This window comes from Alsobacter sp. SYSU BS001988, assembly GCF_054796215.1.
Map to the genome: position 1 here is coordinate 132793 of NZ_JBTAMK010000002.1, position 22615 is coordinate 155407.

General features: G+C 68.7%; 24 protein-coding genes. 6 read left to right on the forward strand and 18 right to left on the reverse strand.

Annotated features, from left to right (window positions below):
* Positions 1-77: 77 nt before the first annotated feature.
* The 6 genes from ACYVO7_RS04630 to ACYVO7_RS04655 all read right to left on the reverse strand — a co-directional run bounded on the left by ACYVO7_RS04630 (position 78) and on the right by ACYVO7_RS04655 (position 6343).
* Positions 78-743 (reverse strand): methionine ABC transporter permease, encoded by a 666-nt coding sequence (locus tag ACYVO7_RS04630; protein ID WP_460448676.1) that lies wholly within the window; start codon positions 741-743, stop codon positions 78-80.
* A complete protein-coding gene (locus ACYVO7_RS04635) occupies positions 733-1839 on the reverse strand; it encodes a methionine ABC transporter ATP-binding protein (protein WP_460448677.1) in 1107 nt (368 codons plus the stop codon). The genes ACYVO7_RS04630 and ACYVO7_RS04635 overlap by 11 nt, the downstream gene beginning before the upstream one ends.
* 362 nt (positions 1840-2201) lie before the next feature.
* The gene (locus ACYVO7_RS04640) at positions 2202-2732 is read right to left on the reverse strand and encodes a ferritin-like domain-containing protein (protein ID WP_460448678.1); all 531 of its coding nucleotides are present in this window, start codon (positions 2730-2732) and stop codon (positions 2202-2204) included.
* A 92-nt stretch (positions 2733-2824) separates the two neighbouring features.
* Positions 2825-5101 carry a glycoside hydrolase family 3 N-terminal domain-containing protein gene (locus tag ACYVO7_RS04645; RefSeq protein ID WP_460448679.1) on the reverse strand — a complete coding sequence of 759 codons (2277 nt, stop codon included), beginning with the start codon at positions 5099-5101 and terminating at the stop codon, positions 2825-2827.
* Positions 5102-5222: 121 nt separating this feature from the next.
* Positions 5223-6014: an MBL fold metallo-hydrolase gene (locus ACYVO7_RS04650; protein WP_460448680.1), complete on the reverse strand. Its 792-nt coding sequence runs from the start codon at positions 6012-6014 to the stop codon at positions 5223-5225.
* Between the two features lie 107 nt (positions 6015-6121).
* On the reverse strand, positions 6122-6343 hold the full coding sequence (locus tag ACYVO7_RS04655; RefSeq protein ID WP_460448681.1) for a hypothetical protein: 222 nt from the start codon (positions 6341-6343) through the stop codon (positions 6122-6124).
* Positions 6344-6593: 250 nt separating this feature from the next.
* On the opposite strand from ACYVO7_RS04655, the gene ACYVO7_RS04660 reads away from it, so the two are divergent.
* Positions 6594-6848 carry a hypothetical protein gene (locus ACYVO7_RS04660; protein WP_406854188.1) on the forward strand — a complete coding sequence of 85 codons (255 nt, stop codon included), beginning with the start codon at positions 6594-6596 and terminating at the stop codon, positions 6846-6848.
* A gap of 117 nt (positions 6849-6965) precedes the next feature.
* Here ACYVO7_RS04660 and ACYVO7_RS04665 read toward each other — a convergent pair whose 3' ends face one another.
* Positions 6966-7145: a CsbD family protein gene (locus ACYVO7_RS04665; protein WP_460448682.1), complete on the reverse strand. Its 180-nt coding sequence runs from the start codon at positions 7143-7145 to the stop codon at positions 6966-6968.
* A gap of 285 nt (positions 7146-7430) precedes the next feature.
* Between ACYVO7_RS04665 and ACYVO7_RS04670 the strand changes: the two genes are divergently transcribed.
* Both ACYVO7_RS04670 and ACYVO7_RS04675 read left to right on the forward strand, forming a co-directional pair.
* On the forward strand, positions 7431-8120 hold the full coding sequence (locus ACYVO7_RS04670; RefSeq protein ID WP_406854190.1) for a helix-turn-helix domain-containing protein: 690 nt from the start codon (positions 7431-7433) through the stop codon (positions 8118-8120).
* A 255-nt stretch (positions 8121-8375) separates the two neighbouring features.
* Entirely contained in the window at positions 8376-9455 is a 1080-nt protein-coding gene (locus ACYVO7_RS04675; RefSeq protein WP_460448683.1) for an AraC family transcriptional regulator, read from the forward strand.
* On the opposite strand, the gene ACYVO7_RS04680 is transcribed toward ACYVO7_RS04675, so the two are convergent.
* The 11 genes from ACYVO7_RS04680 to ACYVO7_RS04730 form a co-directional block, all read right to left on the reverse strand.
* Entirely contained in the window at positions 9439-10740 is a 1302-nt protein-coding gene (locus ACYVO7_RS04680) for a flavin monoamine oxidase family protein (protein WP_460448684.1), read from the reverse strand. The genes ACYVO7_RS04675 and ACYVO7_RS04680 overlap by 17 nt on opposite strands.
* Before the next feature lie 67 nt (positions 10741-10807).
* Complete coding sequence (locus ACYVO7_RS04685) at positions 10808-12430, reverse strand: response regulator (protein WP_460448685.1); 1623 nt, start codon at positions 12428-12430, stop codon at positions 10808-10810.
* Positions 12427-14175, reverse strand: coding sequence for an ATP-binding protein (locus ACYVO7_RS04690; RefSeq protein ID WP_460448686.1), 1749 nt, complete (start codon positions 14173-14175; stop codon positions 12427-12429). Before ACYVO7_RS04690 ends, ACYVO7_RS04685 begins: the two co-directional genes overlap by 4 nt.
* Positions 14172-15197, reverse strand: coding sequence for an ATP-binding SpoIIE family protein phosphatase (locus ACYVO7_RS04695; RefSeq protein WP_460448687.1), 1026 nt, complete (start codon positions 15195-15197; stop codon positions 14172-14174). Before ACYVO7_RS04695 ends, ACYVO7_RS04690 begins: the two co-directional genes overlap by 4 nt.
* A 9-nt stretch (positions 15198-15206) precedes the next feature.
* The gene (locus ACYVO7_RS04700; RefSeq protein WP_460448688.1) at positions 15207-15560 is read right to left on the reverse strand and encodes an anti-sigma regulatory factor; all 354 of its coding nucleotides are present in this window, start codon (positions 15558-15560) and stop codon (positions 15207-15209) included.
* A 34-nt stretch (positions 15561-15594) separates the two neighbouring features.
* Positions 15595-15981 carry an STAS domain-containing protein gene (locus ACYVO7_RS04705; protein WP_406854197.1) on the reverse strand — a complete coding sequence of 129 codons (387 nt, stop codon included), beginning with the start codon at positions 15979-15981 and terminating at the stop codon, positions 15595-15597.
* Positions 15982-15990: 9 nt separating this feature from the next.
* Entirely contained in the window at positions 15991-16857 is an 867-nt protein-coding gene (locus ACYVO7_RS04710; RefSeq protein ID WP_460448689.1) for an STAS domain-containing protein, read from the reverse strand.
* A gap of 181 nt (positions 16858-17038) precedes the next feature.
* Positions 17039-17701 (reverse strand): hypothetical protein, encoded by a 663-nt coding sequence (locus ACYVO7_RS04715; protein WP_460448690.1) that lies wholly within the window; start codon positions 17699-17701, stop codon positions 17039-17041.
* Positions 17702-18000: 299 nt separating this feature from the next.
* Positions 18001-18354 (reverse strand): response regulator, encoded by a 354-nt coding sequence (locus tag ACYVO7_RS04720; protein WP_460449121.1) that lies wholly within the window; start codon positions 18352-18354, stop codon positions 18001-18003.
* An 11-nt stretch (positions 18355-18365) separates the two neighbouring features.
* Positions 18366-19883, reverse strand: coding sequence for an RAD55 family ATPase (locus ACYVO7_RS04725; RefSeq protein WP_460448691.1), 1518 nt, complete (start codon positions 19881-19883; stop codon positions 18366-18368).
* Positions 19880-20692: a sensor histidine kinase gene (locus ACYVO7_RS04730; protein WP_460448692.1), complete on the reverse strand. Its 813-nt coding sequence runs from the start codon at positions 20690-20692 to the stop codon at positions 19880-19882. The genes ACYVO7_RS04725 and ACYVO7_RS04730 overlap by 4 nt, the downstream gene beginning before the upstream one ends.
* Before the next feature lie 112 nt (positions 20693-20804).
* Between ACYVO7_RS04730 and ACYVO7_RS04735 the strand changes: the two genes are divergently transcribed.
* The 3 genes from ACYVO7_RS04735 to ACYVO7_RS04745 all read left to right on the forward strand — a co-directional run bounded on the left by ACYVO7_RS04735 (position 20805) and on the right by ACYVO7_RS04745 (position 22606).
* The gene (locus tag ACYVO7_RS04735) at positions 20805-21056 is read left to right on the forward strand and encodes a hypothetical protein (RefSeq protein ID WP_460448693.1); all 252 of its coding nucleotides are present in this window, start codon (positions 20805-20807) and stop codon (positions 21054-21056) included.
* 105 nt (positions 21057-21161) lie between these two features.
* Positions 21162-22193 carry an L-idonate 5-dehydrogenase gene (locus tag ACYVO7_RS04740; RefSeq protein ID WP_460448694.1) on the forward strand — a complete coding sequence of 344 codons (1032 nt, stop codon included), beginning with the start codon at positions 21162-21164 and terminating at the stop codon, positions 22191-22193.
* A 98-nt stretch (positions 22194-22291) separates the two neighbouring features.
* The gene (locus ACYVO7_RS04745; RefSeq protein WP_460448695.1) at positions 22292-22606 is read left to right on the forward strand and encodes a hypothetical protein; all 315 of its coding nucleotides are present in this window, start codon (positions 22292-22294) and stop codon (positions 22604-22606) included.
* Positions 22607-22615 lie beyond the last annotated feature (9 nt).

Here is a 22615-nt window from a genome sequence, read left to right on the forward strand (position 1 = left end):
GCGTGGACGCGAGCAGGGCCCGCCGGCTGAGAGACTGGGACACGGTGTATCTCCGTTTAGGTCGGTGCTGAAGGAGGTCAGGGTTGGCGCAGGCGCCGGTTGAGGCGCTTGGCGAGGCTGTCGCCGAGGCTCTGGACGGCCTGGACGAGGACGATCAGGACCACCACCACGGTGGCCATCACCTCGGGCATGAAGCGCTGGTAGCCGTAGCGGATTCCAAGGTCGCCGAGGCCGCCGCCCCCTACCGCGCCGACCATCGCCGAGTAGCCGATGAGGCTCACGACCGCGAGGGTCAGGCCGAGCACGATGCCGGGCAGCGCCTCGGGGATGAGCACCTTCCAGACGATCTGCAATGGAGTCGCCCCCATGGCGCGCGCGGCCTCGATCAGGCCATGGTCGACCTCCCGGATCGCGCCTTCGACGATCCGCGCGATGAACGGCGTCGCCGCCACCGTCAGGGGCACGATCGCGGCGGCGGTGCCGATCGAGCTGCCGGCGATCAGGCGCGTGAAGGGGATGATCGCCACGACGAGGATGATGAAGGGCGTCGACCGCGCCGCGTTGACGACAAGTCCGAGCGCCGCGTTCACGGCCGGGGCGGCGAAGAGCTCGCCCTTCCGGCTGGCGGCGAGGAAGACGCCGAGCGGCAGGCCGAGCAGGCTGCCGATCACGGCCGCGACGGCCACCATGGACAGGGTGTCGAGGGTCGCCTGCCAGACGAGGCGCAGCAATTCAGGGGACATGGCCGACGACCTCCGAGCCGAGCTCCAGACGCGCAAGCGCCGACAGAGAGGCCGACAGCCCCGGCTCGTCGGAGGGAAGACTGACGAGCAGGCTCCCATAGGGACGGCCGGCGATGCGTTCGATCCGCCCCGCCAGGATGTTGAAATCGATGCCCAGAACCCGCGTGAGCCGGCTGATCACCGGGCTGGTGGCGTTTTCGCCCGTGAAGGTGATCCGCACGACGGCGCTGCCGCCCGGGAAAGCCTCCGGCCGAAGCGTCTGGGCGATGTCGGGAGGCGGCTCGACCCCTGTCACCGACGCCAGGAAGCTGGCGGTCGTGGGATGCCGGGGTTTCGTGAGCACGTCGAAGACGGCGCCCTCCTCCACGATGCGGCCGGCCTCGAGCACGGCGACGCGGTCGCAGATCTCCTTGATGACCTGCATCTCGTGCGTGATGAGCAGGATCGTCAGGCCGAGCCTGTCCCTCAGGCTGGCGAGCAGCTGCAGGGTGGAGGAGGTCGTCTCCGGATCGAGCGCCGACGTAGCCTCGTCGCAGAGGAGGACCGTCGGATCGGTGGCGAGCGCCCGGGCGATGCCCACGCGCTGCTTCTGGCCGCCGGACAGTTCCGCCGGATACCTGTCGCGCTTGTCGGAGAGGCCGACCAGCGCGAGCAGCCGCTCGACCGTCCTGCGCGCCTGCGCCTTGTCGCCGCCCGCGATTTCGAGCGGCAGGGCGACATTGTCGAACACCGTCCGGGACGAGAGGAGGTTGAAGTGCTGGAACACCATGCCGACCGAGCGCCGCACGGTGCGCAGCGAGGCCTCGTCCAGTCCGGCGACGTTCACCCCGTCCACCCAGACGGCTCCGCCCGTCGTGCGCTCGAGCCCGTTCACGAGACGGATGAGCGTGGACTTGCCCGCTCCCGACCGGCCGATCACGCCCACGATGGAGCCCTTGGGAACCGAAAGGTCGATGCGGTCGAGCGCCGTCAATGCGGGCTGGCCCCGGCGCGGCCCGAAGACCTTCGAGGCGTTCTCAAAGCGGATCGCAGCCGTGGCCGGCTGACGCTCATGCAAAGGCGGGCCGTTTGGGGCGACCCTCAAGGGGGCGTTCATGATCATCTCTCGTGAAAGGTCTCGACGCAGGCCGGACGCAGAGCGGGCTTACCGCCAGGCTCGCATGGGCGTCAGACGGTCGGGACGCTTCGGCGCGCTGCGAGGCGCGATCGCTGTATCGTTCGGCATGCGGGTCTCCCGGTCACGGAGCCCACGACGTCGTCGTGGCGCTTTAGCGTTTGGTGACGCGGCGCAAGCTGCTGGCTCAAATGCCCGCGGCGGCGACGCCGAGCGCGTCGCAGCCAGGAGAACCTACCTGTTTTGACGGGAGACGCAATCGACAAAACGGAAAAACGTTCGTTATAACGGAATGGCCGCTATGCGTTGGGAAGGCCCCGGCGTGGCCGGAGCCTTCCATAGGCTTAGCGGTCGGCCCGCGAGCCGCTCGCCTTCAACTGCAGGTATTTGGTGGTCACCGTGGCGACGTTCTGGTCGATCCACGACGCCATCTGCTGCTCCTCGCGCAGCGACTGCTCCAGGATCTGGGCTTCCTGGGTGAAGCCGCCGGCCTGGGCCATCGCGATCAGCGACTTGTAGGACGCGATCTCGAAGTTCTCGAACGCCAGGTTTGCGAAGGTGTTCTTCAGGATCTCGTCATCCGCCGTCGCGTGCATCATCGCGCCCAGATTGGCGGTGAACTGCATGGCGGCGTCCTTGATCACCGACCGGCTCTCATCGAAGCGCGCCAGAAGCTGGTCGATCCGCTCCTCCTGCTGGTTGGTCTCCTGCAGGTGCCTGCGCAACGCCTGGGCGACCTCCGGATAGGATTCCAGCCGCTCGAGCTGCCGCTCAATCAGTTGCCTCGCCTGCTTCTCCAGCGCGTGGGCGTTGCGCAGTCCGGTCACGAATTCCGATCGGATCGTGTCCGCGGAACCGTCGCTCGTCATCGTCATGGTCCATCCTCCAAGGGTTGGGAGAACCGGCCTAACGATGGCGGACTGGCGATGTTCCGCCCCCCGGATAGCGCGTTCGGAAACGCCGGCCGCTACGGGGTCGGGCGCGCCGTGTCGACCCGGGCCGGTTGCTGGACCATCACGGAAGACGGCCGGTACTCCAGCACCGTCATCCGCGTGCGCCCGGAATGCGGCCCCACATGGACCTCGACCGGGCCGCCGCCGTCAGGGGCGGCGAAGCGGCCGCCGGGCTGCCAGTAGGCGAGGTCGCTCTCCTTCAGGGTGAAGGAGATGACGCCCGTTTCGCCGGGCTGCAGGGCGACGCGGCCCATCCCGCGCAGCTCCCGCACGGGACGCGACAGGCGCGCCACCTTGTGGCGGACATAGAGCTGCGCCTGCGCGACCCCGGGCCTCGGGCCGACATTGGTCACGTCGACCGTGACCTGCACCGACTGGCTCCCCACCATGCGCAGCCGGTCCAGGCGGGGTTCGCCCATCTCGAAGCGCGCATAGGAAAGCCCGTAGCCGAAGGGGTAGAGCGGCGTCGACGGCAGGTCGATATAGGCGCTGGTGTAGGGCTTGTAGGTCTCGGCCGCGGGCCGGCCGGTCGGCAGGTGATCGTGGTAGATCGGGATCTGGCCGACCGACCGGGGGAAGCTGATGGGCAGCCGCCCGGTGGGCTCGTTCAGTCCGAACAGCGTGCGGGCGACCGCGAGGCCGCCTTCGCTGCCCGGGAACCAGGCTTCGAGAATGGCCGGCGCGTCGCGATCGAGATCCTCGATGGTCAGCGGCCGCCCATTGAACAGCACCACGGCGGTCGGCTTGCCGACGGCCAGCACCGCGCGGGCCAGCGCCAGCTGGTCGCCCGGCAGGTCCAGGGAGGCCCGGCTCGCCGCCTCTCCGCTCTGGGTGGCGTGCTCGCCGAGCGCGAGCACGACGACGTCCGCCGTCGCGGCGAGCCGCACGGCCGCGGCGACGTCCGCAGCCGTGGAGCGCTCGACCGAGCCGGCCGCCAGCGCGGTGACGCGCGCCGACGGGCCGAGCACCTGGGCGATCCCCTCCTTCAGGGTGATCGTCGCGTCAGGATCGCCGTGGGCGGCCCAGGGCCCGAGCGTGTCGGCGCCGGCGTCCCCGAGCGGCCCGATCACGGCGACGGACTGGGCCGTGGCGGCGAAGGGGAGCACGTCCCGGTCGTTCTTGAGCAGCACGAGCGACTTCTCGGCCAGCGCGAGCGCGACGACCTTGTGCTGCGCGCTCCCGATCACCTCGGCTTCGCGTTTTTTGTCGGAGCGGCCGAAGGGCTGGTCGAAGAGGCCCAGATCCTCCTTCAATTGCAGGATTCGCCGGACGGAGTCGTCGAGCTGTCCGCCGTCGACCAGCCCCTCCCGGACCAGCAGCGGGAGCGACCCGACATAACTCCGGCTCTCCATGTCCATGTCGGTGCCGGCCTGGAACGCGATCCGGCTGGCGTCGAAGGCGTCCTCGGCGACCCCATGCACCGGAAGTTCGCCGATCGCGCCGAAGTCGCTGACGACGATGCCCCGGAAGCCCCATTCGCGCCGCAGGACGTCGCGCAGGAGGCGCTCATTGGCGACGCCCGGCATGCCGTCCACGGCGTTGAACGCGGCCATCACGCAGCGCGCGTCGGCGTCGACGGCGGCCTTGAAGGGCGGCAGCTGCTGCTCCCGCAGGGCCCGCTCCGACAGATCGAGGGCGCTGTAGTCGCGGCCCGCCTCGGTCGCGCCGTTGCCGGCGAAGTGCTTGACGCACGACGCCACGGAGTCGGGCGCAGAGAGCGACCGTCCCTCCAGCCCATGGACCCGGGCGGCGGCGATCTGGGCCCCCAGCCAGGCGGACTCGCCGCTCCCTTCCGCCACCCGGCCCCAGCGCGGATCGCGCGTCACATCCACCATGGGCGCGAAGATCCAATTCACCCCGGCGGCCGACGCCTCGGTGGCCGAGACCCGCTCGCCGGCCTGGATGGCCTCCATGTCCCAGCTGGCGGCCTGGCCCAGCGGAATGGGCAGGATCGTCCGATAGCCATGCAGGACGTCGAACCCGAGAAGGAGCGGGATGCCGAGCCGTGTCTCGGTCAGCGCCATGGCCTGGAGGCTGCGGGTGTACTCGGCGCCATAGACGTTGAAGAGCCCGCCCGCCTGCCCTTTCAGGATCGCGTCGCGAACGCTCTGGGGAGCGAAAGGCCCCGTGACGGCGTGGTTGCCCGAGACGAGATTGAGCTGGCCGACCTTCTCCTCCAGCGTCATGCGCGAGAGAAGCTCCTCCACGCGCGGGCTCGCCTGGGCGGATTGAACGGCGGCGCAGGCGGCGAGCGCCAGCGCCGCGCAGGTTCGAAGCCAGGAACAAGCCATCTGGAGTCTCGCCATTGATCAATCGTCAGCAGGGCGTCGGGGTCGTCGGGACCATAAGCTCAGCCCGGGCGCGCAGCAATCGCCCAGGCCGGACAGGCGATCACGTAAGCTCGATGGACGCTCAGCGCCCGGGAAGCACGATCACCGTGGGCGTCTCGGGCAGGGTCTCGCGCGACACGATGAGGACCGGATCGTCGCGCCGCTCCACGGGCCATTGCCGGCCGGCGCGGTCGAGGAAGCGGGCCAGAGTGGCGGAGCCGAAATAGTGCATGGGAATCATCACCCGTGCGTTGAGCTGGCCCAGCACCTCGATCATGCCTTCGAGGTCGAGCGTATAGCCCCCGTCGACGGGCACGAGGACCACGTCGATCCGTCCCAGATTCTTCAGGTGACCGGGCAGCAGCGTGTGATGCAGGTGACCCAGATGGGCCACGCACAGGCCCCCCGTCTCGAACACGAAGATGGAGTTGCCGTCCCGTTCGGTGCCGCCGGACCAGTCGCGGATGCTGGTCGGCACGTTCCTGATGTGCACGTCCCCGACCACGACGTCGTGCCGGGCGGCTCCGCCGTTCACGTCCCAGCCCCGCAGCACCAGCGGGATGGAGGGATCCGGCCGGTCGGTGAAGTGCGTCGAGTGGGCGTGGTTCATGGTCACGGCGTCGAGCCGGCCGGGCGGCCGCAGATAGTCGTTGTAGTCCGTCGCGATGCGGATCCCGCCCGGGCTCTCGATGACGAAAGTCGCGTGTCCGATGAAGGTGAGGCCGACCTGTCCGACGCCGAGCGCCGCAGGCTGGATGAACGGCCGCGTCGAGGAGACGAGGCCCGTGCAGGGCGCCTGGCGCTCCTCGGCCTGCGAGAGGGTCGAGGCGACGGCGCCGACGCAGGCCAACAACACTGTGGCGAACCTGATCATCCCCGGCCTCCCTCAGCGCGCCGTCATCCAATCATCGTTCCGCGTTTCCCGCCATATGGGTCTTGTCCGGCGGGCGCGACGGGTCGTCGCGCGCCGCCAACGTCGGATCAGGCCGACCGGGCCAGCTCCACCACCACGCCGTCGCCGAGATCCGCCAGCGCCGCGGTCAGCTCCTCCTGGAGACGGAGGTTCTCGCGGCCACGCGGCGCCACGCTCACCACGATCCGGGACGGAGCCTGCGATGTCGAAATCCGGGGCTCGGTGATTTTCTGTTCCGCGAGGAACGGCGCGAGCCTGCGCCTGATCTTATCGTCATCGATAGAAGCCATCGAAGCCCTCCTGAAGGTGCAAGAGACTGCAATATTGAAGGGGAGCCCGGGTGCTGCACTGCACAGCGAGCTTGCCGCACTGCAGCACGCCGAGAGCCGCCGCGTCAACTCACGGCTGTGTCGCACGCGCCTTGGCGACCCCCCGCGCCGACTCTCCGGCGACAAGCTCAGTCTTCACGGAACGCATTGATCAGCCTGACGTTGTCAGGACAGCGAACACGTGTGGTCGCATGACAAACGAGGGAACGTGATGAAGACTGTTGCAATCGCCATCGCCCTGGGGCTGCTCGGCTCGTCCGCCGCGATGGCGCAGAGCGTCACCATCGACACCGGCGGTCATCGGGGTTGGGACCGCGGCCGCCACGAGGGCTTTCGCATGCATCGCGACCGCGACGTTTCGGTCCGCCGCGTGGAGACCGGTTCGGTGGGTTGCCGCACCACGACGATCCGCAAGCGCAATTTCGACGGCGACATGGTCGTGAAGCGCATCCGCCGCTGCGACTGACCGTCGCGGTCGTGGACGTGAGAAGGCCGGCGCTCGCCGGCCTTTTTCGTTGGAGACATGCTCCAGACGAAAGGGGCCGGCTTGGCGCCGGCCCCTGTCCGTCCCTGCGGGTTGGCCTTAGCGGGTGGCCTTCTTGACCGCGTCCTTCACGTCGCCGACGGCGCTGCGAGCCTCGCCCTTGGCCTTGTCGGCCTTGCCCTCGGCCTGCATCTTCTGGTCGCCCGTGAGCTTGCCGGCCGCGTCCTTCACGGCGCCCTTGGCTTTGTCGGCCGCGCCCTTGATGTGCTGCTTGTCCATGCTGCGCTCCTCTCGTGGTGTCTCGTCCCACAACGCATGGGGAGGCCGCTTGTTCGCGCCCTGCCGGATAATTCGGCCGCGCCATTTCTCGGTTTTCGATCTTTACACTCTGTAATACAACCTATGAGATAAATCGCGTCTCGGATTGTCATGCATTGCAACGCATGACGGCGCAACTTCTACGCACGGTCAAGTGGGTGATTCGCGTAAGCCGCGAAAAGCTCCCTGACCTCAAACGGTGGATGGCCCCCTGCTCCAACCGCCTCGTCTTGAAGGAAACTTCGTATGTTGATGACCATTCAGCAGAGCTACTCCGTCGAAGGTCTTCGTTCGACGCCTTTGTTCCGGGACTCCTCGCCCGGAACTCTCGAGCATTTCTCACGACTGTGCCTGGTTCAGCGCGTTCCATCCGGAACGGAACTGATCGGCGCCCGTGAACGACCGGGCTTCGTCCACATCATCCTGGACGGCGCGGTTGAGCTGTTTTCGACGGAAGCCGGTCGCGAGGCCATGCTGTGCACCGTCCGCGACGGCCTGGCCGTGGGCCTGGACGCCCTGCTGTCGAGCGACGAACCCGTGCATGGCGCGCGCACTCTCACCACCGCCCGCCTCCTGGCGGTCCCGGGGGGAGCCCTTGCGCCGGCGCTCGCCAGCGACGCCGGCCTCGCCATGGCGGCCGCGGTGATCACGTCGACGCTCTCGACCCGTCTCGCCAAGGAGCTGGCGGAACAGAAGCTGCGCACCTCGATCGAGCGTCTCGCCCACTGGCTGCTGCGCGTGCAACGCCATTTCGGAGGGGCGGAGCGTTTCGAATTGCCCTATTCGAAGCGCACTCTCGCGCTTCGGCTCGGGATGACGCCCGAGAGCCTGTCGCGCAACTTCGCCCAGATCGAGAAGAGCGGATGCCGGATCGACGGCCCGTTCGTCACCGTCACCGACGCCGCCAAACTCGAGTCGCTGGCGCGGATGAACTGACGGGTCCGCTCGCGTGGGCGGCCGAATGGCCGCCCTGCGACACGAGATCGCATATCGCCGCGCATTCGGCGTACGCTTTGGCACGGGCTATATTGATTCCGCAATTGAGCGAAGTCATTTGGTTGACCTACAAGCGAGTAGCACGCCTAAGTAGGCTGTGGCTCCAGAATCGCACAGATGGTCAGCATCCGCCAAAGTCGCCCCCATCGAGACCCGCCCCCCCACAGCCGACTGCCCGTCTTGCGGCCGGGCTTCATGCGCGTTGGCCCGCTGGCGGCCGCATCGGACGTGCTCGCGGACTTCGGGCGCACCCTGGAGGACGCCTGCCGGGCGTCCGGAGTGAGCGCAAGGCTGCTGCGGGATCCCGATTCCGTCATCTCTTTCGAGGACTGCGGACGCTTCCTGCAGGCTGGGGCGGCCCTGTCCGGCGCTCCTCATTTCGGCCTCCTGGTGGGGGTCGCCGCGACCCCGTCCTCGCTGGGGCTGGTCGGCTTCCTCGCCCAGCATGCGCCGACCGTGCGCTCCGCCCTGGCCAATCTCAGCGCCTTCATGCACCACCAGGGACGCGGGCTGCTCATCCTGGTGGACGAGAAGGACGACGTCGTCACGCTCAACTGCATGGTTCTGCACGCGCAGGTCACGGGACTGGTCCAGACGTCCGAGATGGCTCTGGGCGTCGCCTGGACCACCCTGAAGGCGATCTGCGGCCCGGACTGGCGCGCCATCCAGGTCTATCTGTCCCGCAGCCGGCCGGAGGAGGCTGGACCCTATCGGAACTTGCTCGAGGCGCCGGTGCGGTTCGATTCCGAGGAGGCCGGCATCGAATTTCCGACGTCGTGGCTGGACCGCCCCGTGCCGGGCTCCGACAAGGCGCTTTACCGCTTCCTGCGGGGCCAGATCGAGGCGGCGGAGGAGCTGACCGAGCACTCGATGTCGGAGGAGGTCAGCCGAATCATCCGGACGCGGCTGCAGGACAGCGACCTCTCCGTCGATGCGGTGGCGGCGGCCATGAGCTTCAACCGTCGCACCCTCAGCCGGCGGCTCGCCGCCGAGGGCGTGAGCTTCTCATCCCTCCTGGCGGCCGTCCGATACGACGTGGCCAAGCGGCTGTTGCGCTCCACCGCCATCCCGCTGAGCGAGATCGCCTTGTCGCTCGGCTATTCGGAAGCCAGCGCGTTCACCCGGGCGTTCCGCGAGTGGTCGGGCGCGAGCCCTCAGCAATGGCGGACCGACAACCAGAGCCCGCTGGCCCGCGTCTCGAAGGCCCTGAAGCCGCAGGGAGCGGTCGGCGCGTCGCCGCAGGCCGACAGGCCCGGGCTCACGCCGGATCAGTAGTCGCGGCCTTGTGCGCCATCAACACGGCTTCGGCGGCCTTGCGGCCGGCCAGCGTGGCGCCGCCGACCGTCATGGCCCCGCCGATGGTGTCCGCGCCGCCCGACGTCGCCTCGCCCGCCAGGAAGACGCGCCCGCCGATCGGCGCCGCCAGCGCCTGCCTCGCCGCCGCCTCGCCGGGAGGAGCGTAGGAATAGGACCCGCGCGCGTACGGGTCCGTGACCCAGTCCGACAGACGTCCGGCGCGCAGGCGATCCCTGGCCCGGACGCCCACCACGCCGCAGAACGCATCGAGGAGCGCGTGGACGGCGGCCGTCTCGCCCGCGTCGATCAGGTCCCGGGCGGGCGTCCCGCCGATCGTGCCGATCACGATGTTTCTGTCGAAGGGCCAGAGCTCCAGGTTGAAGCCCGTCTCCAGCGGATAGATGTCGCTGGGGGAAGGCCAGTCGAAGCGCTCTCCGTCGAATTCGAGGACCACCTTGGTCAGCGCGCCCATCCGCAGCGCGCCGATGGCGTCCCGGACCGGCGACGGCGGAACAGGGTCGAAGCGGATCCCCTCTCCGGCCAGCACGCCCAGCGAGACGGTCACGATCACGGCGCGGGCCCGGATGGCGCCCCAGGCGCCCTCGACGACCACGCCTGCGCCTCCCCACGCGATGCGCGACACGGGGCTGTCGAGCCGGATCGGCAATCCGGCCGCCGATGCGGCCACAAGCGCGCCATAGCCGGACGGAACGGTCCTGTCCGGCCCTTCCCAGAGCTGCCGGAGATCAGCCAGCCCGATCCGCCCGGGATCTTCCCCGATCGCCTGCCGTCCGTACCGGTCGGCCGCCTCCCGCACCTCCACGGGCTCGTCCCGCACGAGGTCGGCCAGCGTCCGGTCGGGTCCATCGTCGGCCGCGTGCATGAGGTCCCCCAGCCGGTCGGCGCCCGCGCGGCGTCGCCGCCGCTCCGGCTCGCCCAGGCGCACCCCGTCGCGGAAGGGCGCGCCGCCGCCCCAGCCGCGGTGAGGCGGCAACGGCGTCCCGAGGGAGCGTGCGATGTCCACCCACGGATTTCGGTCGGCGTAGTGCACATAGGCCGCGCCCGCGTCGAACGGCGTGTCGCCGCACCGGTCCGTGAAGGCCCGTCCGCCCACGCGCGCGCGCGCCTCCAGGACCAGCACGCCGGTTCCCGCAGCCTGCAACGCCCGAGCCGCCGCGAGCCCAGCCGCTCCCGCCCCCACGACGACGACGTCGACGTCGTTCAGCTGGTCGGATCCGGCGATGCGCGATGAAGGAATGGACATGAAGAGGCGCCTCGGGCTGCGAAGCTGGGATGTAGGGCCAGCCTGCGCCCGGTCCAGCCGCCGCGGCTCAGCCCCCGCGGCCCAGCTCGTCGCGCAGCCGCGACGCGAGTTCGTGCAGGGCGAACGGCTTGCGCAGGAGATGGTGCGCGCCCGGCACCCCGGCGAGCGCGCGGGTGTCCGCATGCCCGCTCGCGAACACGATCGGCAGGTCGGGCAGGAACTCCTTCAACTGCTTGGCGGTCTCGGCCCCGGTGAGGCCGGGCATGACATAGTCCAGCACGGCGATGTCCACAGGGATTACCCGGGCCAGCCGCAGCGCCTCGTCTCCGTCGACCGCCGTGACCACCTGATAGCCCAGCTCGAGCAGCGCGGCCGACATGACCGAGCGCACATCCGCGTCGTCCTCGATCAGCAGCACCGTTTCCTGCTTCCCCGGCTGGGGCTCGCTCTCGGGCGGCGCGGCCTCCTCGATCGCGTCAGCCGCCGCGGCCGGAAGCAGGATCGAGACGGTCGTTCCCTCTCCGGGCTGGGTGTCGATCGTGGCGTGGCCGCCCAGTTGTCGGGCGACCCCGTAGACCTGCGACAGGCCGAGCCCGGTGCCCTGCCCGGCGGGCTTCGTGGTGAAGAACGGATCGAAGGCGCGGTCCTTCACGTCGGCGGGCATTCCGGGCCCGTTGTCCTTCACCGAGATGCAGATCCAGGCTTCGGCGTTGGCGTCCGCCGGCTGCGACGTGCGGGCCGTCGCGAGCACGATCCGGCCTCCGCCCGCCATCGCGTCGCGGGCGTTGATGGCGAGGTTCACCAAAGCGAGCTCGAGCTGGTTGGCGTCGGCGAGCACCAGCCCGGCGTCCGGATCGAGCTCCGTGCTGATCTCCACCATGGGGCCAATGGACTGCCGCAGCAGCGATTGCATGCCGCCGATGAGCTGGTTGACGTCCACGGGCCGCGCTTCCAGCTCCTGCGTCCGTGAGAAGGCCAGCAGCTGGGAGATCAGCTTGACGCCGCGCTGGGCGGCCTGGAGGGCGTGGCCGGCGATCTCGCCGACGCGCGGCTCCGTCGACCGCCGCTGGATCAGGTGCAGGCCGCCCACGACGGCCGCGAGCAGATTGTTGAAGTCATGCGCGATGCCGCCCGTGAGCTGGCCGATCGCCTCCATCTTCTGCGCCTGGACGAGCGCGGCCTCCGCCTTGGCGCGCTCGGCGATCTCGGCCTGCAGCCGCGCATTCGCCTCCGCGAGCTCGCGGGTGCGCTCCTCGACGCGCTTCTCCAGCGTGTCGTTGAGACGCAGCAGCGCGCTCTCGGCGTTGCGGATCCGAAACAGCGCCCCCACCGCCGCGATCAGTTCCTCCGGCTCGGCCGGCTGGGTCATGTAGGCGTCGGCGCCGCTGTCCAACCCCTTGGCCCGGTCCGCGCTGGCCACCAGCGACGCGGAGACCTGCAGGACCAGGATGCGCGGGTGCTCGCGTTTGATCCGCTTGCAGATCTCGATTCCGTTGATGTCGGGGAGCTTGATGTCCAGGAGCACGACCGCCGGTTGCCGCTCGGCGACCATGCGCAGCGCATCCGCGCCGGTTCCGGCCTCCACGACGTCGTAGCCCGCCCTCTGCAGCGTGCGGGTCTTGGCGTAGCGGAGCGGCTCGGTGTCGTCGACGTTCAGGACGAGCTGCGGCTCGGCGGAGGTCTGGCTCATGCGCGTGGTCCCGCCACCCCGGCCAGCAGGGAGAGAAGCACGTCGCGCGAGAGCGCCTCCTTGCTCAGGAGGGCCCTCGCCGGCGCCAGGCGGCTGCGCAGCTCCGGATCGATCACGTGCGACGTCGACATGATCACCGGCAGCGAGCGCATGTCCGGATCGTCCTGGAGGGCCTGCAGGACCGCTGGACCGTCCAGTTCAGGCATCTGCACGTCGAGGAGAAGCACGTCCGGCCGCGCCTGCCGGATGCGCTGCAGGGCTTCCACGCCGTTGCGCGCCTCGACGAGTTCGTACTGGCCGTCGGACCCGATCAGCTGCCGGACGATGTAGCGGAAGGATTCGTCGTCGTCGGCGACCAGGACCTGGCGCGGCGACCCTCCTCGCGCATCGCCCGACGGATGGTCGGCGTAGCTGGACGGGATCGTCAGCGTGAAAGTGGAGCCCTGGCCCGGGACGCTCGCGACCGTGACGTCGCCGCGCAGCAGCTGCGCCAGCTTGCGCGAGAGAGGCAGGCCCAGCCCCGTGCCCTTGGCGCGCGCCTGCAGCCGGTTCTCCAGCTGCACGAATTCGTCGAAGATCTTGCCTTTGTCCTCGGCGGCGATGCCGATCCCCGTGTCGGCCACGCTGAACGAGACCCTGTTTCGGTCGGCGTCCCAGGATGCGCTCACCACGACCGAGCCGGCCTCGGTGAATTTCAGCGCGTTCGAGATGAAGTTGCGCAGAATCTGGGCGACCTTGCCCTCGTCGGTGCTGAGCAGCGGCAGTCCGTCCGCGTCCTCGAAGACCAGCGCCACCCGCTCGGTCGTCTGCAGAGGCCGCATGGCCCCGCGCAGGCCGCCGAACAGCTCCGTGACGCTGAAGCGGCTCGTGCGGACGTCGAGCTTGCCGGCCTCGACCTTGGCGAGATCGAGGAGGTCGTTGACCAGTTCGGTCAAATGTTCGGCCGACTGGCGGATATAGCCGACCTGCCGCATCTGCTCGGGCGTCAGGTCCCCGTCTATCCTGTCCTGCAGCATGCGCGAGATCGCCAGGATCGAGTTCAGCGGCGTGCGGAACTCGTGGCTCATATTGGACAGGAAGCGCGTCTTGAGATCGCTCGCCTGGCGCAGCTGCTCGGCCTTCTCGTCGAGCTCCGAATAGAGCGCCACCACGCCGCGATTGGTGTCCTCCAGCTCGCGGCCGAGCTTCTCCAACTCCTCGTTGCGGTCCTTCAGCTCCGAGAGGCTGGCCACGAGCTCCCGGTTCTGGTCGCGCAGAGCGGACATCGGGTCGCCGTCGAGCTCCTTCGCCACGGCGGCGGCCACCGCCGACAGCGCCGCGGCCGGCAATCGGGCGAGCCTCGCGGAGCGCCGTTTTCGCAGCTCCACCGTCGTCCCGGCGTTCGGCGCGGTCTGGACGTCGAAGCCGTCCATCAGGCGCTTGGCGCCGAGGATTCCGAGGCCCATGCCGGTGAGGGAGCGATAGCGGCCTTCGAGGATGGTGGAGAGGTGCGGGATGCCCGGGCCCTGGTCGGCGATCCGCACCACCATTTCCTGGGGCTGACGGTCGAGGTCGACGAGGAACTCGGCCCGCCCTCCCCCCGCATAGGCGAAAGAGTTGCGGGCGACCTCGGATACGGCCGTGGCGATGCGGGTCTGGTCCTGCGCGTCGAAGCCGAGCTTCTCCGCGATGCGCCGCGCGCGCTGGCGGACGAACACGACGTCCGTCTCGCTGGCGATGCGGGTGGACAGGATCGGCAGGGTCATGACGGCCGCGCCCTCGCGACCAGCACCGTGGCGTCGTCCCGCCCCCTGTTCTGGTCCCGCCAGAGGACGGCGGCGATCAGGCTGGGATGGGCGGCGAGAATGCCGGGATACCGGTCCAGCGACCAGTTGGTCGAAAGCCCGTCCGAGTGGAGGATGAGGTGTCCGCCCGCCGGAAGTGCGTATTCGAAGGCCTGGACGCGCCGCGCCATCAGCCCCGCGGTGCCGTTGTGCGACACCATCCGGCGCACGTCTCCGGGCGATGCGATCGCGCCCGCGATGTTGCCGATCCCGCCGAAGAGGACGCGGTCGCGGCCGAGATCCACGAGGGCCACCGCAATGGCCGCCCCCCGCGTGGCGCGCAGTCCGTCATGGATGCGTTCGAGGCTGTCGACCGGATCCGAATCCTTGCCGGCCGCGCCGGCGAAGAGGCGCACGGCGGCGGTGGAGGCCTCCGCGGCGGCCGCGCCGTGGCCGAGCCCGTCCGCCACCAGGATGGCGGGCTGGCCGTCGCGGAAGGACGCGATCGAATAGGCGTCCCCGCAGGCCTCTTCGCCCGGCTTGGGCGTGGAGATCGCCCCCCAGCACATTCGGCTGTCGGCCGTCGAGGCCGCCTGGCCTGCCGGGGACGATTTCTCCAGCCTGGCCACGACGACGGTGCCGAGGCCCGGCCAGGACGCGATGTCGCTGAATTGCGAGAGCCGCTCGATGGCCCCGAGGCCCTGCCCGGCGCTGCCGCTGCTCGAATGCCCGTCCCTGCGGCAGGCCGAGACGTCGCCCATCCCGGGCCCGCGGTCCACGGCGATCAGCTCGACGCCTTCCCGTCCCTGTTCGGAGAACAGCGAGGCCAGGACCGAGCCGCCGCCGCCATGCTTCACGAGGTTCGTCGCCAGTTCGGTGGCCACGATGGCGGCCCGGCCTGAATCGACCTCCGAGAACCCCACGCGGTGCGCCAGAGCCGTCGCGGCCCTGCGCACTTCAGACACCTGGCTGGCTTCGGTCACGCTGATCGCCTGGGTAGCCATGGGGGATCCTCAAGACCAGCGCACGATGGTGACCCGCGTCCCCTCGCCGGGAGCGGAATCGATGGAGAACTCGTTGGAGAGCCGTTTGGCTCCACTCAATCCCAATCCAAGCCCTTTCCCGGACGTGTAGCCGTCCTTGAGGGCGAGCTGGATGTCGGCGATGCCGGGTCCCTGGTCCTCGAACGTCAGCCGCACGCCGCGCCGGCCGCCGTCCTGGATGATCTGCAGCCGCGCCGTTCCGCCCCCGCCATAGTCGAGCGTGTTGCGGGCGAGCTCGCTGGCGGCGGTCACGATCTTGGTCTGGTCCACCAGGCTCAACCCGATCTCGATGGCGCGGGAGCGCACGTCCTGGCGCACTCTCACGATGTCATCCGAACTTCGGATGGGCATGACATCGTCACGAATGACGGCCACTGAACTCTCCGAGCCCACGAAGGCGTTTCTGAATCAGCAGCATGCCGCGTTCCACGTTCAGCGCGGTCTTCACGCCGGTGAGCGAAAGGCCGAGTTCGACCAGCGTGATCGCGACGGCCGGCCGCATGCCGACCACGACGGTTTCGGCGTCGAGCATGCGTGAGACGGCCGCGATGTTGTCCAGCATGCGCCCAATGAAGCTGTCGACGATCTCCAGGGACGAGATGTCGATCAGCACGCCCTTGGCGTGCGTGGCCGCGATCTTGGCGGTGAGGTCCTCCTCGAGCGCCAGTGCCAGACGATCATGCATGTCGACCTGAATGGTGATCAGCAGGGCGTCGCCCATCTTGAGGATGGGGATACGGTCCATCTTGGGTCCTCACCGCTGCATGTCGCCCGGGGCGGGAGCCCCGACGTCGACCACGCGCTTGCCGATCCGCTGCAGGGCCAGAGCGAGAGCGTCGGCCAGGCTCGCTTTCGAGACCACGTTCAACTCCACCCCGAGATGCACCATCGTCTGGGCGATCTGCGGGCGGATGCCGCTCACTACGCAGTCGGCGCCCATGAGGCGCGCTGCCGCCACGGTCTTCAGCAGATGCTGCGCCACGAGGGTGTCGACGGTCGGAACCCCGGTGATGTCGATGATGGCGATCTCGGCCGAGTGATCGACGATGGACTGCAGCAGGTTCTCCATCACGACCTGCGTGCGCTCGCTGTCGAGCGTGCCGATGAGCGGCAAGGCCAGCACGCCGTCCCAAAGCTTGACCACCGGCGTGGACAGCTCGGAGATCTCCCGCTGCTGCCGGATGATCACCTGCTCGCGGCTCTTCTGGTAGATCTCGATCGTCAGGAGCGCGAGCGCGTCGATGGCCTTCATGGCCTCGTTGCTGGTCGCCAGGGCGGAGGCGCCGCCGTCCGCCTCCTCCCGCAGCGCCTCGAACAGCGGCGCCTTCACGGCCAGGACGAAGTTGGCCGTCTCGCTGGGCGTGAATCCCTGGACTGCGCGCGAGCGCGACAGGGACGCCAACATGTCGGTGATCCCGTCGCCGGGAGAGGCCGCGCCCGGACCCTTGGCGAGATACGGCCCGAGAAGCCCGAGGAAAGTGCGGCACTCGGACGCCAGCTCCGCATCCTTGATGCGGCCCGTCTGGAGCGTGCTGTCGGCCCTGAGAGCCTGGAGCCAACGTTGAAGAATGCCTGCTTCGTGCTGAGTGACGATCCGCGCCCAATCGGCCGTGACGGCCATGTCTCATGTCTCCCGATGCGGGAAGGCGCCGGATTGTCTCACACGTCCAAACGCGTGGTCGAAACCACGCGGAAGTTCAGCAGGACCGCCCCTGACCCCTCACCCAAGCCGCAGCTGAGCGTAAACTCGCAGCCAAGATGACGGTTCCCGCATAGGTTCAGCTTTTTTCAAGGCGCCCGGATCAGCTGTCCTGACCGGCGAAGGGCGGTTTCCTGGCCTCGACCAGGCGGATTTCCGCTGCGACCTCGATGGCGTCCAGAGCGGCCAGCATCTCCGGATCGCTGGTGAGCTGGCTGGCGCGCGCCGTCGACGCGATCGTCGCCGCCAGCCGCTGCGACTCGCTTTCGTCGGGGGGACCCTCGTCCCGGTCGAGTTCGCCGGGGATCGTGAGCCGGTGGCTGGCCACCACGAGGAACACGACCTTCGGACCGCCATCCGCCGAGTAGGGCATGGTGAGCCTGACATACTCGTAGGGTTGCCCGCGCCACCTCGCGGCGATCTTCCGGCAGACAGGACGGCCGAGCCGCACGGCCTCGCCATAGTGCTCTTCCACCATCGCGCCGAAGACCCTGTCGGCGTAGTCGGCCGTGGTCCGGCCGGACATGTTGAGGCCGTCGGGGTTCGTCGTCGCCCGTGCGTAGTGGAGGAAGCGATAGGCCCCGCCGGGCTGGACATGCATGAGGTGCACGCGCCCGGCCATGAGGCCGACCAGCGACGGATCGAGGTCCTTCAGGCGCGGCAGCGCGCCGAACCGCGTCTCGGACCAATGATCGTTCAGGGTCTTCAGAGCCTTCGTCGGAAGGTCCTCTGCGGGGATGATGGACGAGCTGATCGGAGAAAACATGGCGAGCCCTGAGGCCTTCTCCATCGCCCGGCGAGAGGCGCTTGGCAAGCGCCCCGACGGCGCCTCTCACGAAAGTCTGACGTTATGACGATGAAGTCCCGGAACCTAACCGTTGGCGTATCCGTTATGTTTGCAAGTTGAAACGCAGGAGGACGACGATGGGTCTGGGAAAAGGAGCTCTTCTTTGGATGATCGGCATTCCGCTTCCGATCATTATTCTTCTGGCGCTGTTCTGGCGCTGAAGCCTGAAAGTCGGTGACCAGCTAACGGCCTCGTGGATCATGGATCCGCGGGGCCGTTTACTTTGAAGACAGGACCTGTTGTATGGCGAGCAGCACGTCTCCGATCAGGAAAGGCTTGCGCAGGAAGGCGACATACCCCCTGCATCGCTCCCGCACCGTCTGCTCTGGCAGCGAGCTCATCATGATCACCGGGATGTCCCTCAGCCGCTCGTCCCGAGCGAGGGCTTCGAGCGTTTTCGGTCCGTCCAGGACCGGCATCATGTAGTCGAGCAGGATCAGGTCCGGCTTGTCCGAGAGGGCGCGGTCGATGCCCTCCTTGCCGTTATTCGCGACAGAGACCCGATACCCGTCGTCCCCGAGCACGTCCTCAAGCACCTCGGCGATCGCCCACTCGTCGTCGACAACCAGCACTGTGCGCAAGATCAGTCTCCGCGTCCGAGCTGGTCCGGCGCAGCGGCGGCCGGGGAGAGCGCCTGGGCGCCGTCGGACATGGACGAGAAGCCGCCGAGCAGCCGTTCAGCGGCGGTCGCGTCGCTTTCGATGATCAGGCCGCCCTCCTCGATCCGGTAGCGGCGGAACTGAAGGCTGGTCTTGGACTCGCGCACCTTCAGCACGGCGATCAGCCGGTGCAGTTGCGAGCGGGTGCCGACGAAGCGCATCAGGACGATGTTGTCGGCGACGGGCGACATGTCCCGGACGGAAAGTCCCGCGAGCGGTTGCCCGGGAACGATGCCTGCGAGGTCCATCTCGGCCGTCGAGAAGGTCGACACGGAACGCGAGCGCAGCTCGTTGCTGAGCGCCGTCAGCAAGGGCCCCACCCGGCCCTGTTCGCTGGCCAGCTTGGCGAACCCGTCGATGCCGTCGATGAACAGCCGGCGGACGCCGCGCTTGCGCACGATGTCGAGAAGCGAGTCGCACACCGCGTCGACGACGCCCTCCGTGACGGGGTTCCAGAGCACGCCCACATGGCCGCTCTCGATCAGGTCCACGACGGGAAGCTTCAGCCCCTTCGCCTTCACGGCGATCGAACGCGGGCTCTCGTTGAAGCTGAAATAGAGCCCGGGCTCCGACTTGCCCCCTCCGCCCAGGAACTGCAGCCCGACCGTGCTCTTGCCGATGCCGGCGGGGCCAAGCAGCAGGGTCATGGAATGGCGGCTCGGGCCGCCGCCCATCATGTCGTTCAGCAGCCCGACGCCCGTGTCGATCCGCGGACCGTCCGCGTCGTCCAGATAGGTCGGCTTCGCGTAGAGCGCCTCGATGCGCGGATAGACCTGCACCCCATGATCGTTGATCACATAGGAGTGTACGCCTCCGATCATGGGGCCGCCCCGGAACTTGTGGACCTGCAGCTCACGGTCGGACCGCCGGCCATAGGATCGGTTCTGCAGCTCGAAGAGGCCGTCCACCATCGTATGTTCCGCCGACACCATCCGCTGACCCGTATAGGCGCTCGTCAGCAGGAACATGGTGCAATCCGTCAGGCCGGCCTGCGTCTGCAACTCGTGAATGAACTTCTTCAACTCCCGGGGAGAGGCTGCGGTTTCCTCGGCCGAAACGAGGCCGTCCAGCACGAGGGTGGTCGCCTGACGGCTCCTGATCTCCCGGCGCAGCATGTCGACGAGGCCCTTCAGCCCGTCTTCCTCCAGCGTCTTGAAGCCGCTCAGATACGTCACCTGGTCGGGGACGCGGTTGGGGTCGAAGAAGCTGAACGCGCCCAGATGCCCGATCATGCGCGCGTGGCTCTCGGCCAGCAGCGTCACATAGAGCGCCCGCCCGCCCGTGGCCGCGGCGCCGAAGCAGATCTGATTGGCCAGGATCGTCTTTCCAGCGCCGGGAGCGCCCTGGATGATATAGATCCCGCCCGTGAGGACGCCGCCTCCGAGCAGGGTGTCCAGACCCGGGATGCACGTGGGTGACCTCGGCAGTCCGCGATGCTTCATACCCGCCCCTCCATCTCTCGCGACGACGCGCCCCCGTCGGCGTGGCGCGGAAGCGTGACGCGGAACGCCGCGCCTCGACCCGCCTGCGACGACACGTCGATCGCGCCTCCCATCGCCTCCGCCAGCTGGCGGACCACCCACAGACCCACGCCGAACCCGCCCGCGGTGGAACCGCCGGCGAGGACGCGCTCGAACCGCTCGAAGATCCTGTCCCGGTTGTCCGGACTGATCCCCGGACCTTCGTCCGCCACCTCGAAGACGACGCTCGACGCGTCTTCGAACAGCGAGACCGTCACCGGCGTGCCCGCCCCATATTTGATCGCGTTGCTCACCAGGTTCTCCAGGATCTGTTCCGCGGCCAGCCTGTCCAGGGTGGCCGGCAGGGCGGCGGGCGCCCGAAGCGTGATGGCGCATCCCGCATAGGCGGCCGCCGGACCCAGGCTCTCCACCACATGCCGGGCCGTCTCCACGACGTCGTGGAGTTCGGGCTGCAGGTGGAACTTGCCCGCGTTCATCCGGGTCACGTCCAGCAGCATGGTGACGCGCTTGATGTAGTGCAGCACCAGCTTCTCGGCCCGCTCCGCAGCCGCGCCGACCGCGGCCGCGCTCGTGGTCGGCTCGCCCGAAAGCCTCTTCAGCCGCTGCACCTGCGCCAGGATCGGCGTCATCGGATTGCGAAGCTCATGCGCCACCAGGGCGAGGAAGTTGTCCCGCGACGCCACAGCCAGACGCAACTCCGCAATCTCGGCTTCCAGGCTGATCGGAGCCGCCGGCGCGTCATCCCGATCGGGCCCGATTGGATCGACCATGGGACGTGGCGCTCGGCTCGTGCTCAACAATTCGGGCGACCATAGTTCGGGATGCGCGAAAGAAGCAAGCATCCAGAACCCGCTCGCCCGTGTATCGCAAGCAGTCTAACGTTTGTCGGTGAAGAACCTCGCTCCGACCCAGCACAGACATGAACAAAGCAATTCTTATTTTTGGAAAAGATCATTTCTTCTTCTCTACGGCCAGGCTTCGGGATTTGGGCAGGAACAATGGTCCGCCGGCCGCGTTGACGCCGAAACCTTGGCGCTGGAGGCCGCCGTGGAGATCACAGCCGAGTTGCTGTTCGCCCTGACGGCGGCGGTTTTCGCCGTCTACGAGTTCGCGCTGGAGATGACGCCCCGTTAGACGCAGCGGCGCTCGTCCCGACGCGACGCTTGTTCACGCGGCGTTTTGCGCTATGCAGTCCGACGTCTCAGCGCCGGCGAGCCGGCGCGATCAGCGGAGGGTTCCATGCGCGGCGTACGTATCCATTCGGCCAGGGACCTGCGCGTCGAGACCGTGGAGGTCACGCCTCCGGGACCGGGCGAGGTGCGCATCCGGATCGCGGCGGGCGGGATCTGCGGCTCGGACCTCCATTATTATCAGGACGGCGGCTTCGGCGTCGTCCGGGTGAAGGAGCCCATGGTGCTGGGCCACGAGATCGCCGGTTCGATCGCCGAACTGGGCGAAGGCGTGTCCGGCCTGGCCATCGGCCAGCGCGTGGCGGTCAACCCGAGCCGCCCCTGCGAGCGCTGCTCCTATTGCCGCGAGGGCCTTCATCAGCACTGCACCGACATGCGCTTCATGGGCAGCGCCATGCGCACGCCCCATGTCCAGGGCGGCTTTCGTCAGGAGCTGACCGCCTCCGCCCTGCAGGCCATCCCGGTGAGCGACGGCGTCAGCATGGCCGAAGCCGCCATGGCCGAGCCGCTCGCGGTCTGCCTCCACGCCGCGCGCGTCGCCGGCCCGCTGCTGGGCAAGCGGGTGTTGGTGACCGGCTGCGGACCCATCGGCGCGCTGTCGATCCTGTGCGCCCGGCTGGCCGGAGCCGCGGAGATCGTCGCCACCGACGTCGCCGACGCCCCGCTGGCGATCGCGTCACGCATGGGCGCCGCCCACACCATCAATGTCGCGAAGTCGCCCGAGTCCCTGGCTCCCTACGCGGTCAACAAGGGCGTGTTCGACGTCCTGTTCGAGGCGTCCGGCAACCAGGCCGCCCTGCGCGGCGCGTTCGACGTGCTTCGGCCCGGCGCAGTGATCGTCCAGGTCGGCCTTGGCGGCGACGCCACGCTGCCGCTCAACACCCTCGTGGCGAAGGAGCTGCAGCTTCGCGGCACCTTCCGCTTCGACGCCGAGTTCCAACTGGCCGTCGAGCTCATGAACAACGGGCTGGTGGACGTGAAGCCCCTCCTCACCGCCAGCGTGCCGTTCGAGAACGCGATCGAGGCGTTCGAGCTGGCCGGCGACCGCTCGCGCGCCATGAAGGTCCAGCTCACCTTCTGACGTTCGCCGGGTTCGGGCCAGCGCGCTCCGTCGATCCCGGCGAACCATGGCCGCCGCTCGCCGTTGTTCCGGTCCAAGACCGATCAACGGAGAGAGCGATGGCGAACGCCAGCAAGAACAACATGGGCTCGGGCGCGCAGGGCAAGGGCGCCGGCGTCGGCGCGATGACGGACGACTCGATCCTGGACGGCAGGCTCGAGGAGAACATGGTGTTGAGCAACCGCGACAAGTCGCGTCACACGGGTGAACGCGGCCTCGACGGCAAGGCGGTCCAGACCGATCAGTTCCAGGACCACAGCGCCAATCACCTGGCCGATCCCGCCGAGGAGGCCGGCCAAACCAGCGCGCAGGCGGGCGGCCCCATGACCGATCAGGACGCCAGCCAAAGCAGCCTCGACAAGGCCGGCCGCTAAACTGCGGGA

What these genes read in the sequence shown, in the direction of transcription:
- ACYVO7_RS04630 (WP_460448676.1), bottom strand. Translation starts at nt 743, where the DNA reads ATGTCCCCTGAATTGCTGCGCCTCGTCTGGCAGGCGACCCTCGACACC.
- ACYVO7_RS04635 (WP_460448677.1), bottom strand. Translation starts at nt 1,839, where the DNA reads ATGAACGCCCCCTTGAGGGTCGCCCCAAACGGCCCGCCTTTGCATGAG.
- ACYVO7_RS04640 (WP_460448678.1), bottom strand. Translation starts at nt 2,732, where the DNA reads ATGACGATGACGAGCGACGGTTCCGCGGACACGATCCGATCGGAATTC.
- ACYVO7_RS04645 (WP_460448679.1), bottom strand. Translation starts at nt 5,101, where the DNA reads ATGGCTTGTTCCTGGCTTCGAACCTGCGCGGCGCTGGCGCTCGCCGCC.
- ACYVO7_RS04650 (WP_460448680.1), bottom strand. Translation starts at nt 6,014, where the DNA reads ATGATCAGGTTCGCCACAGTGTTGTTGGCCTGCGTCGGCGCCGTCGCC.
- ACYVO7_RS04655 (WP_460448681.1), bottom strand. Translation starts at nt 6,343, where the DNA reads ATGGCTTCTATCGATGACGATAAGATCAGGCGCAGGCTCGCGCCGTTC.
- ACYVO7_RS04660 (WP_406854188.1), top strand. Translation starts at nt 6,594, where the DNA reads ATGAAGACTGTTGCAATCGCCATCGCCCTGGGGCTGCTCGGCTCGTCC.
- ACYVO7_RS04665 (WP_460448682.1), bottom strand. Translation starts at nt 7,145, where the DNA reads ATGGACAAGCAGCACATCAAGGGCGCGGCCGACAAAGCCAAGGGCGCC.
- ACYVO7_RS04670 (WP_406854190.1), top strand. Translation starts at nt 7,431, where the DNA reads ATGTTGATGACCATTCAGCAGAGCTACTCCGTCGAAGGTCTTCGTTCG.
- ACYVO7_RS04675 (WP_460448683.1), top strand. Translation starts at nt 8,376, where the DNA reads ATGCGCGTTGGCCCGCTGGCGGCCGCATCGGACGTGCTCGCGGACTTC.
- ACYVO7_RS04680 (WP_460448684.1), bottom strand. Translation starts at nt 10,740, where the DNA reads ATGTCCATTCCTTCATCGCGCATCGCCGGATCCGACCAGCTGAACGAC.
- ACYVO7_RS04685 (WP_460448685.1), bottom strand. Translation starts at nt 12,430, where the DNA reads ATGAGCCAGACCTCCGCCGAGCCGCAGCTCGTCCTGAACGTCGACGAC.
- ACYVO7_RS04690 (WP_460448686.1), bottom strand. Translation starts at nt 14,175, where the DNA reads ATGACCCTGCCGATCCTGTCCACCCGCATCGCCAGCGAGACGGACGTC.
- ACYVO7_RS04695 (WP_460448687.1), bottom strand. Translation starts at nt 15,197, where the DNA reads ATGGCTACCCAGGCGATCAGCGTGACCGAAGCCAGCCAGGTGTCTGAA.
- ACYVO7_RS04705 (WP_406854197.1), bottom strand. Translation starts at nt 15,981, where the DNA reads ATGGACCGTATCCCCATCCTCAAGATGGGCGACGCCCTGCTGATCACC.
- ACYVO7_RS04710 (WP_460448689.1), bottom strand. Translation starts at nt 16,857, where the DNA reads ATGGCCGTCACGGCCGATTGGGCGCGGATCGTCACTCAGCACGAAGCA.
- ACYVO7_RS04715 (WP_460448690.1), bottom strand. Translation starts at nt 17,701, where the DNA reads ATGTTTTCTCCGATCAGCTCGTCCATCATCCCCGCAGAGGACCTTCCG.
- ACYVO7_RS04725 (WP_460448691.1), bottom strand. Translation starts at nt 19,883, where the DNA reads ATGAAGCATCGCGGACTGCCGAGGTCACCCACGTGCATCCCGGGTCTG.
- ACYVO7_RS04730 (WP_460448692.1), bottom strand. Translation starts at nt 20,692, where the DNA reads ATGGTCGATCCAATCGGGCCCGATCGGGATGACGCGCCGGCGGCTCCG.
- ACYVO7_RS04740 (WP_460448694.1), top strand. Translation starts at nt 21,162, where the DNA reads ATGCGCGGCGTACGTATCCATTCGGCCAGGGACCTGCGCGTCGAGACC.
- ACYVO7_RS04745 (WP_460448695.1), top strand. Translation starts at nt 22,292, where the DNA reads ATGGCGAACGCCAGCAAGAACAACATGGGCTCGGGCGCGCAGGGCAAG.